We start from the raw sequence: 9,785 nt of genomic DNA on the forward strand, positions 1-9,785 counted from the left end.
GGCCACTTTTTTGGCGGCTACTTTGTCGCCTAGCGCATCCATCACCTCGGGCCGCGGCCCCACGAAAATAATTCCCTCTTCCCCGCACCGCCGGGCCAGCGTGGCATTTTCCGAGAGAAAACCATAGCCGGGGTGAATAGCATCCACGCCGTTTTCCTTGGCTGTTCGAATCAGCCCCTCAATGTCCAGGTATGGCTTCAGCGGCTCGTCGTCGCGCCCAATTTGGTAGGCTTCATCGGCTTTGTAGCGGTGCAGCGAGTACCGGTCTTCGTAGGTGTAAATTGCTACCGTGGTAATACCTAGCTCAGTGGCAGCACGCATGACGCGAATGGCAATTTCGCCCCGATTGGCGACGAGCAGCTTGCGGATGTTCATCTTGGAATATGCGGTGTTTGAGTAGAACAGAAATGCGTGTGGCAAGCTAATCAAAGAGTTGGGAAATAGCGGCGAAAATTCGCTTCTGCTTTTTGCCTTATTCGCTGCCCCCACGGTTCTTTTCCAAGCAATAGCGCAAACCTTCCCCACACCGTTCAGTTGTGAAAGAATCTTTCTCACCTGATATCACCGCATGGAATTCGCCAAACAAAACATTCTGCTCGTCGGAGCTTCCTCGGGTATAGGTCTGGCTACGGCCCGGCTGCTGCATTCCCTCAACGCCCACCTCTACACTGCTTCCCGCCACCTCTCGCCGGAGCTGGCGGAGCTTGGCACCACCTTTCTGGAGCTGGACGTGACGAAGCCCATAGGCGCCGCCCTCGACAGTTTGCCCGAGGAGCTGCACGGCGTGGTGTACTGCCCCGGCAGCATCAAGCTGCGGCCTTTCGAGCGAATTCCGGTGGATGATTTCCGGGCTGACTTCGAGTTGAACGTGCTCGGGGCGGTGCAGGTGCTGCAAGCCACTATGAAGCGGCTCAAGAAAGCGGGCGGCGGTTCGGTGGTGCTATTCAGTACGGTGGCCGCCGATACGGGCATGAGTTTCCACGCCAGCATTGCCACCGCCAAAGCCGCCGTGGAAGGCCTCACCCGGGCCCTGGCCGCCGAATATGCCGCCAGCAATATCCGGGTGAATGCCGTGGCGCCGTCGCTGACGGACACGCCCCTGGCCGCGGCCCTGCTCAACACGCCCGAAAAAGTTGAAGCCGGCGCCAAGCGCCACCCCTTGCAGCGCATTGGTCAGCCGCAGGACCTCGCCTACATGGCCTCCTTTCTCCTCTCCAACCACAGTTCCTTCATCACCGGCCAGGTGTTGCCGGTAGATGGTGGCATGGGCCGGTTGAAGTAAGCTGGTAGTTGATTGCTGGTTGATGATTGTTATGGCAAACGGTGCTTACTTGACTTACCTATGTAAGCACCACACTTTACTTTGTTCGTACAAAGCGAAGCAGTACCAACCATTATCAACCAGCAATCAACCAGCAAAATGAAGATCACGCTCTTTTGGCACCGGCGCGACATCCGTTTCCATGATAACGCGGGCCTAGCAGCGGCCTTGCAAAGCGGCTTTCCTGTAGTACCGCTTTTCATTTACGACCGGGAAATCCTGGATCTGCTGCCAAGCCGGCGCGATGCGCGTGTCACCTTCATTTATGACGAAGTAGAACGTTTGGGTCGCAAGACGGCGCAGTCGGGGGGCCAGCTGTTGGCGTTTTTTGGCCGGCCGCTGGAAGTTTTCGCGCAACTGCTCAGCACTTATGAAGTGGCCGCAGTGTATACCAACGAGGATTACGAGCCTTACGCCGCGGAGCGCGACACGGCCGTAGCACAGTTGTGTGAGCAGCATGGAGCTGAGTTTCATGCGCTGAAAGACCAAGTGATATTTGCCAAAAACGAGCTACTTGGCAAGTCGGGTAGGCCGTCCAAGGTATTTGGTTCCTACCGCAAAGCCTGGCTGGAAGCCCTGCGCGACGAACAGCTGCAACCACATCCTTCGGCGGAGCTGTTCGACGCCAAGCATCTGGCCAAGCTGCCCGAGGCACCGCGCCGCCCCACACTCACCGACATGGGGTTCGAGGAGTTCCGGCAGTTTGTGCCTTCCGCCGAGCTGCCCGCCGAGGAGCTGGTTCGCAACTACCACCTCACCCGCAACACGCCGGGCCGGGTAGATAGCAGCACCCGGCGCTCGGTGCATCTGCGCTTCGGCACGCTGAGCGTACGAGAGTTGATGCGGCAGGCCCAAGAGCTGAACCCAAAGCTGCTGGCCGAGCTGATCTGGCGCGACTACTTCATGATGCTGCTCTGGCACTACCCCAACACAGCCACCGAAAGCTACGAGCCCCGCCTACGCCACGTACCCTACCGCAACAACGAAGACGAATTCCGGGCCTGGTGCGAAGGCCGCACCGGCTACCCCCTCGTCGACGCTGGTATGCGCGAGCTGAATCAAACCGGCTACATGCCTAACCGGGCCCGCATTGCCACCGCCGGTTTTCTGGTCAAGCAACTGCTTACCGACTGGCGTTGGGGCGACCGGTATTTCTCCGACCATCTCCTCGACTACGACATGAGCCAGAACGTGGGCAACTGGCAGTGGATGGCCGGTACCGGCGTGGTAGCCGCGCCCTGGTTTCGCGTCTACAGCCCCGCCAGCCAGCTCAAGCAGTACGATCCGGAGCTGGCTTACGTGAAGAAATGGGTACCCGAATACGGCACCAGTGCCTACCCCGCCCCCATCGTGGACCACAAGTTTGCCCGGGAACGAGCCATTGAAACGCTACGGACTGCGTATCGGGCGGCAGCGGTATAGGGCCTGACGTGGGCCTCACGGGGGCCTCACCCCCCGGCCCCCTCTCCCGTGGAGAGGGGGAGCCAGACGATGTAGCGCCGCCCGTTCGGCTCGCGCCTCACGAACGGCTACCGGACCGTAGCCGATTCACACGGGACAGCAAAAAGCTTGTAACGTCTCTATTGCAGTTTCTTCTATTTGAAGCTCACCTTTGTAATGGTAGCCGTTCGTGAGGCGCGAGCCGAACGGGCGGCGCTACATCGTCTGGCTCCCCCTCTCCACGGGAGAGGGGGCCGGGGGGTGAGGCCCCGTGAGGCCCTTTACAACTAAACTCAACTTATCTGCTGTCCTAATGGTTATACAAGCACTATGGAACAGCAACCCACGCCTCCAGTAGCGCCCGAAACGGCGGCTACCCCGAAAGTCCGCATCAAGCAAGCCTACCTCGACTATGTGCTCGACAAAGGCCGGCAGCCGGCTTCCGTGTTCAAGCTCACCAAGCAGCTCGGCCTACCCGAGCAGGAGTTCTACCAGCACTACGCCACTTTCGATGCCATCGACCGGGAGTTGTGGGCCGATTTCGGGCGGGAAGCGCGGGATACGGCCGCCAAAGAGCCGGTTTGGGAAACCTATGGCGCCCGCGAAAAGCTGCTGGCCTTCTACTACACGCTTATCGAGATACTGAAGCGCAACCGCAGCTACGCCCTGAACGCGCTGCGCCGCTCCCTCTCGAAAATGCCCGGCCTCACGCCCCGCGTACTCGACGACTTCCGGCAGGAGTTCGAGGACTTTGTAGACGAAATCTTACGCGAAGGGCGCCGCACCGACGAAATTGCCAGCCGCCAGCTTATTCAGGATGGGTATCCGCGCTTCTTCTGGCAGCAGCAGCTATTCGTGCTCGGCTTCTTCGCCAAAGATGAAAGCATCAACTTCGAGCGCACCGACGCAGCCATCGAAAAGGCCGTAACCCTCAGCTTCGATCTGGTCGGCCGCAACACGCTGGATTCGGCTACCGACTTCATCCGGTTCCTGCTGCACAGCCGCCGGCGGCGGTACTAGGCAGAGCGCCAATGGTTGGACAGCCGTAGCGCGAAGCTTACCCACTGATTTCCGCAGTACAACAATGAATATCGTTCAACGATGCACGAAGCGGGAGCTTCGCGCTGCAGCCTCAGCAACGTCTGAACCGTTGCCTTGGGGTACCATTTCCTATGTCTGACTCAACTGAGAGTAATTCCCTTTCCTCCCTGCCCACCACCAAAGTAGCCCGCGCCGCCCGCTTTGCTCGCACTGGCCTCAATGTGGGGGCCAACTATGTGAAGCACTATGCCAAGCGCGCAGTGGGAGCCGAAAGCACCACCGACGACCTGCACGCTGCCAATGCCGCCGAGCTGTACGGCACCCTGAGCGAGATGAAAGGCTCGGTGCTGAAAGTGGCGCAGATGCTGGCCATGGAAAAAAACCTGCTGCCCACGGCCTACGCCGACCAATTCGCGCAGGCCCAATACCAAACGCCGCCCTTGTCGGGTCCGTTGGTGGTGAAGGCGTTCCGGGATTCATTTGGCAAGTCGCCGTTCGAGGTGTTCGAGGAGTTTGACATCAATGCCCGCCAAGCTGCCAGCATCGGGCAGGTGCATTTTGCCCGCCTCGGCGATAAGGCGCTGGCCGTGAAGGTGCAGTACCCCGGCGTGGCCGATAGCATCCGGTCTGATATCCGGCTGGTGAAGCCGATTGCCCTGCGGGTGCTTGGGCTGGACGAAGCCACCGTGCGGCCTTACTTGCAGGAGGTAGAAACCCGACTCATCGAGGAAACCGATTATGCCTTGGAGCTGCGACGGGGTCAGGAAATTGCCGCACAATGCGCTGATTTGCCACACCTCGAGTTTGCCAGCTACTACCCTGCCCTATCGTCGGCCCGGATCCTGACCATGGACTGGCTGCCGGGCCAGCACCTCAAGGAGTTTCTGGCCACTAAACCACCGCAGGAAGTGCGCAACCAGCTCGGCCAGGCCCTGTGGGACTTCTACATGTTCCAGCTCAACGAGTTACGCATGGTCCACGCCGACCCGCACCCCGGCAACTTCCTGTTGCGCCCCGAAGCCGGTGGCACCGTAGGCGTGCTCGACTTTGGCTGCGTGAAAGAAATACCCGCCGACGTCCACGGCCTCTTCAACGATTTGCTCACCCCCGAAACCCTGGCGGACCGCACCCGGCTGGCCGCCTTGCTCACCCAAGCAGGTATTTTGCGTCCCGATGATGCCGCCGCCCGCCAAAACTTCTACCTCGATACCATGCAAGCGTCGCTGGAGCTGGTAGGCCGCCCGTTCCGGCAGCCTGTTTTCGACTTCGGCGACCCATCGTACATGCAGGCCCTCTACGCCCTCGGCGACGACCTGATGCAGCAGCCCGAGCTGCGCCAGCAACGGGAGCCGCGCGGTTCCGAGCACTTCATTTACCTGAACCGAACCTACGTAGGCCTTTACGCACTGCTCACCGAGCTGCGGGCCGTAGTGCGTACTGGCCGCTAGAGTTATTGCTGCTACGGCGAAACAAACGCAACTCAACAAACGCAACTCGAGTACTAAGAGCCTATTCTGGTGGCCTCTAAGCAGGCATACTACACTCAAAAGAAACTTACTGCTTCACTAGTTGCCGCGTAATGGGTATACCATCCATACCCAGCAGCAAAGTATAGACGCCAGCTTCACGTATCCCTAGCTCTTCGGGCCGAAGCTGATAGTGGTAGCGGCCAGCGGCCTGACGATTATAACGGACAGTTTTCACTTTGCGGCCAGCGGCATCAAGCACTGTAATAGACACCGGAGCAACACGGGGCAACTGATAGCTTAGAGTCAGGACGTCGCCTACCGGATTAGGGTACATTTCTACTTTATATACCGCCGTAGCAGAAGCCATCCTTATTCCTGTAACGGTACGGGTGATGGTCCAGTCAACGGTATAGGTGTGTTGGATGGCGTGCGACACCACACGCGTGAGAGCCGTAGTATCGACCACTAAGGCCCGCACGGTATGAGTGCCGGCCGGTAGTTGCGCTAACGCGACGGTGGCGGTAGCCGCATTCTGGGCAAACACGGTGCCGTCACGGGTCCAAGTTATTTTGAGCGTATTAGGGGTCGGAGGCAGCAGCGTAAGCGCAAACGATACGTCTTGACTGGGGCTGTTGATAGCCAGAGTAGTGGGAGAATAGGCTTGCAACGGTGAAACCAAGGTATGGATGCGCTCCACAAATGCCTCCTTGCACACAGCGCAGAAAGGCAAGCCCAGGTACTGCATTTTACAGCTTAGGTGCGGCTTTTGCCACCTAGGATCAACTGCATGGGGATAGATACCCACAGAGTTCGTGCCTATCCAAGAAGCCCAGCGCACGGTGGCCGGATTGGTATCTTGCGTCATATTGAAGGTCTCGTGAGCGTATTGGGGTCCCGCCCAGTACTCATCGGCAAGCCCCGCAAACGAGTGCCCGATTTCATGTATGGCAATTTCAGTGGCGTTATTATTTGCTGAGGCGGTGGCAACAAAGCCCCCTGAGCCACCATACTCAGTGGAATTGACCAACACGAATACTTGGTCGTACAGCGGGAAATTCTGGGCAAGCACTACACTCAACGCTGCGTTTTGCTGGGGTACCAGCAAACGGTGAATGCCCCCCACATCGAAGGTGCTATTGAAGTAAGTGGAAGCGGCAAAAGACTGGGTGCTACCACAGTCGGGGGCCGTACGGGGGTGCGTCGAACCGCTTTCCGGCGAAGGCACTTGAATAGCAAAAGCGTTGAAATACTGCTGGTATTCCAGAAATGGACTCTGGGCAAGCATACTCTTCAGCGCTTGGTTGGCCCTGCTGATAAACAAAGGCATTTCACTGGCCTGGTAGCCATCGGGAACAAAGACCAGGTTGATGCGCTTGGTTAGGCTGCCAGATTTTACCAAGGTATCCACAGGAAAAGTCTGGGCAGTTCCCGGACCTGTTATTCCTATACACAATAACAGGAACAACCAGAAGGCAAATGTTTTCATGGCTTGGGGGGAATGGGAAGCTCACGGAGTAGGACAGTTTTACCGTCGGCAATTTCTTCGACGCGTATAGAGGCCGCAGTTGGATGCAAAGCCAAGCGGACGAAAAACTCGGCAGTTGGCAACTTAACTTCACTGCGTTGGAAAGAGCGTTGATCGTCGGCTACGTGCTCCACGCTATGCCGTAGCGGATGAATTACCCGCGTTTCCATCATCACTTGGTTTTGGCCGTTGAGTTGGGAAACCCGCAAAAAATCCGGCGTATTAACAACCGCCTCTGCCGTCTTCAGGACACCAGGCACGGCCTGTAAGTGAAGATCTTGCAGTTGTGAGCCAGACGCCTCCGCCGTTAGCCGACCACTCAGAAATAACAGCTTGGGAGTAGGCGCTACTGTTGCCGCCGGCAGTGGCTTATAATCGCCAGCTGGGTGGTAGGCACAGGCGGCGAGCTCGTGCAGCAACAACGCACAACTTGATAAGCAATAAATAACCCGCATATAACACCCCTCCCCTTCCGCCCGGTTGTGCTTGACTATCAGCCAGCTAAATAAGCGAGGCCAAAGTATATATAATTGTACAAAACTAAATTTGAATTTTTCAGTTTAGCTCGCAGTCTTCTAAACTCGTGTATTGACATTAGTTGAAGATTTTGTACTACCCTTTCTTTTCTAATTACTATATGAATAAAATCTGGACCCTGTGCGCCGTGTTGCTGAGCAGCATTACCATGGCATCGGCTCAAAGTGCCATGAGCTGTTGTGCAAAACCAACCAGTTCAAATGCCACCGAGGCATTCGCAATGCTGGCTACCAATGAAGACTTTTCTGGCGGCCACGATGCTCCATTACCTTACACCTATGCGGGCGAAGGCAAAGCCATTGAATTCAAAACCCCCGATGGTCGAACCGGCAAAGGGTTTGAAGTCAAAAGCGCCACTTCTTCCGACAAATACCTCTTCGTAATTCATGAATGGTGGGGCCTCAACGACTACATCAAGCAAGAAGTAGCCCAATACGCCAAAGATCTGCCCGGCGTCAACATCATTGCCCTCGACCTCTACGACGGCCAGGTAGCCACTACCCCCGAAGAAGCCGGCAAGTACATGCAGTCCGTCAAAACCGACCGCGCCCAAGCCATTATTAAAGGTGCCGTGCAGTACGCTGGCCCGAAAGCCCAGGTAGCCAGCGTAGGCTGGTGCTTCGGGGGTGGCTGGAGCCTGCAAACGGCTTTGTTAGCCGGCAAACAAGACGTCGGCTGTGTGATGTACTACGGCATGCCCGAAAAGGACGTGGCCAAGCTCAAAACTCTGAACACTGATGTGCTCGGCCTTTTCGCCAGCCAAGACAAGTGGATCAACCCGGAAGTTGTAGCCCAATTTCAAAAGGACATGGCTGCTGCCAACAAGAAAGTCACCATCAAAAGCTACGATGCCGACCACGCATTTGCCAATCCTTCCAACCCCAAATACAACAAAACCTTCGGCGACGATGCCCACGCGCTGTCGGTGGCTTACTTCAAGAAAAACTTCAAGCTGAAGAGCTAGCTCTTATTGCTTATTACTTAACATCAAAAAAGCCCGTCAACTGACGGGCTTTTTGGTGCCAGATAGCGCGGAAGCTACAAACCTATCGAGGGCAATTCAAAAACAACAAGCAGATAGAGCAGAAACCCATCTGGCTATTCAAGTTGGAAGCAATGGCGGTACTAGTATCCCCCCTCCCACTGCCCTGCTTCATACAACCTTGTAAAGCAGCAAAGCAGGCTCCCACACTATTGCTTGTTGTGTTTATGAATCTGATGATGTTACTCCACCGGTTTCAGTTGCCAATCGGAAGCCAGCAGTGCTGCCAATTCGGCCACGCTGCCGGTAAGATGCTCCCAATTGGGCAGCACGAAGTATTGTTCCTGCAAATGCGCTTCGCTGTAGGGCGTGTGCAACACAGTAGCGAGGTCGAACGGCCGACGGTTACTGTCGTCGGCAATGCAATGGTGAATCTCACCCGATGAGGACAGCAAACCAGCCCCGTACATGCGGGTTACACCACTCTCCTCGACCAGCCCAAACTGCACCGTGAAGCCATATAACCGGTCTAGGCGCTCGAGGGCAGCGGCATCGTGCAGATGCTGTGCTGCTACCTGCCCCAGGAAGTGCAGGAAGTCGGCAAAGGCTTTGTCCATGAGCAGCGGCACGTGTCCGAATACGCCGTGAAACAGGTCAGGCTCCTCAATGAAGTCGAATTGCGCCATTGACCGAATCCAGACGGTAGCCGGGAATTTGCGTTGTGCCAGCAAGCCGAAGAACTCGGCGTCGTTGAGCATGCCGAGTACAGGCTCTAGCTGCCAACCCGTGGCCTCTTGTAGCCGCACGCTCGTTTCCTCGAAGTTGGGAATGGCGTTGCGGTGAAACCCAATACGTTGCAGGCCTTCCGTGAAGGCTTGGCAGGCGCGTTTGTGCAGCAGGGCCGTTTGGCGGTCGAACAATACTTTCCAAACCAGTTGGTCTTGGGCAGTGTACCGGTCGTAGTGTTGCTGTAACATGGGTATAAGGCAGAAAAAAAGCCCGGCTCCTTTTTAGGAGTCGGGCTTTATAAGGTTTCAGAGGTTAAGCGTTGTGTTGCGCTTCTAGCTTCCGTACCGGCAAAGCAGCCCGACTCCGTCCCGCGCGGGACGAATATTGGTTAGGCAAAACTGTTTCACTGGCTGGCGCGACATCATGATGACAAATATATATGATTTAGGAAACAAGATGTATTAGTTGAGCTTTAATTTTTTATGGCATAACAAGAATTCATACATGTTTCTTGACTATACCCCCTAAATACTAGGGGCCAAAAAGCAGAAAGATGCTTGTTTTTCGATCATGCCCCTAAAATTTCAGTCATAGATAAAACATATTCATAGTTTAAGGTATAATCTCCTCTAAACTATCTATATAGAGGCGCGGCATTTAGCGTCGCGGCCTGGAATGACATAGAACGCGCAGTTTAAACATCGTCAGCAACGAGGAGACGCGAAGTGTCGCGTCTCTACA

Annotated in this window: 9 protein-coding genes; 5 read left to right on the forward strand and 4 right to left on the reverse strand. The window is 56.1% G+C overall.

Annotated features, from left to right (window positions below):
* Window positions 1–375, reverse strand: a 375-nt coding sequence (locus VF639_RS22320) for a biotin carboxylase N-terminal domain-containing protein (RefSeq protein ID WP_331148166.1), incomplete at its 3' end; no start/stop codon positions are given.
* Window positions 376–568: 193 nt separating this feature from the next.
* On the opposite strand from VF639_RS22320, the gene VF639_RS22325 reads away from it, so the two are divergent.
* The 4 genes from VF639_RS22325 (at window position 569) to VF639_RS22340 (ending at window position 5,250) form a co-directional block, all read left to right on the forward strand.
* Window positions 569–1,282 (forward strand): SDR family NAD(P)-dependent oxidoreductase, encoded by a 714-nt coding sequence (locus tag VF639_RS22325; protein WP_331148167.1) that lies wholly within the window; start codon window positions 569–571, stop codon window positions 1,280–1,282.
* A gap of 138 nt (window positions 1,283–1,420) precedes the next feature.
* The gene (locus VF639_RS22330) at window positions 1,421–2,743 is read left to right on the forward strand and encodes a cryptochrome/photolyase family protein (protein ID WP_331148168.1); all 1,323 of its coding nucleotides are present in this window, start codon (window positions 1,421–1,423) and stop codon (window positions 2,741–2,743) included.
* A 348-nt stretch (window positions 2,744–3,091) separates the two neighbouring features.
* A complete protein-coding gene (locus VF639_RS22335; RefSeq protein WP_331148169.1) occupies window positions 3,092–3,781 on the forward strand; it encodes a TetR/AcrR family transcriptional regulator in 690 nt (229 codons plus the stop codon).
* Between the two features lie 152 nt (window positions 3,782–3,933).
* Window positions 3,934–5,250: an ABC1 kinase family protein gene (locus VF639_RS22340; RefSeq protein ID WP_331148170.1), complete on the forward strand. Its 1,317-nt coding sequence runs from the start codon at window positions 3,934–3,936 to the stop codon at window positions 5,248–5,250.
* A gap of 106 nt (window positions 5,251–5,356) precedes the next feature.
* On the opposite strand, the gene VF639_RS22345 is transcribed toward VF639_RS22340, so the two are convergent.
* Together VF639_RS22345 and VF639_RS22350 are read right to left on the reverse strand one after the other, a co-directional pair.
* Window positions 5,357–6,679: a M64 family metallopeptidase gene (locus VF639_RS22345; RefSeq protein ID WP_331148171.1), complete on the reverse strand. Its 1,323-nt coding sequence runs from the start codon at window positions 6,677–6,679 to the stop codon at window positions 5,357–5,359.
* A 74-nt stretch (window positions 6,680–6,753) separates the two neighbouring features.
* Window positions 6,754–7,215 (reverse strand): hypothetical protein, encoded by a 462-nt coding sequence (locus VF639_RS22350; protein WP_331148172.1) that lies wholly within the window; start codon window positions 7,213–7,215, stop codon window positions 6,754–6,756.
* 218 nt (window positions 7,216–7,433) lie between these two features.
* On the opposite strand from VF639_RS22350, the gene VF639_RS22355 reads away from it, so the two are divergent.
* Entirely contained in the window at window positions 7,434–8,297 is an 864-nt protein-coding gene (locus tag VF639_RS22355; RefSeq protein WP_331148173.1) for a dienelactone hydrolase family protein, read from the forward strand.
* A 260-nt stretch (window positions 8,298–8,557) separates the two neighbouring features.
* Here VF639_RS22355 and VF639_RS22360 read toward each other — a convergent pair whose 3' ends face one another.
* Window positions 8,558–9,292 (reverse strand): phenylalanine 4-monooxygenase, encoded by a 735-nt coding sequence (locus tag VF639_RS22360; RefSeq protein ID WP_331148174.1) that lies wholly within the window; start codon window positions 9,290–9,292, stop codon window positions 8,558–8,560.
* Window positions 9,293–9,785: the final 493 nt, after the last annotated feature.

This window comes from Hymenobacter sp., assembly GCF_036387835.1.
Taxonomy (GTDB): Bacteria; Bacteroidota; Bacteroidia; order Cytophagales; family Hymenobacteraceae; genus Hymenobacter.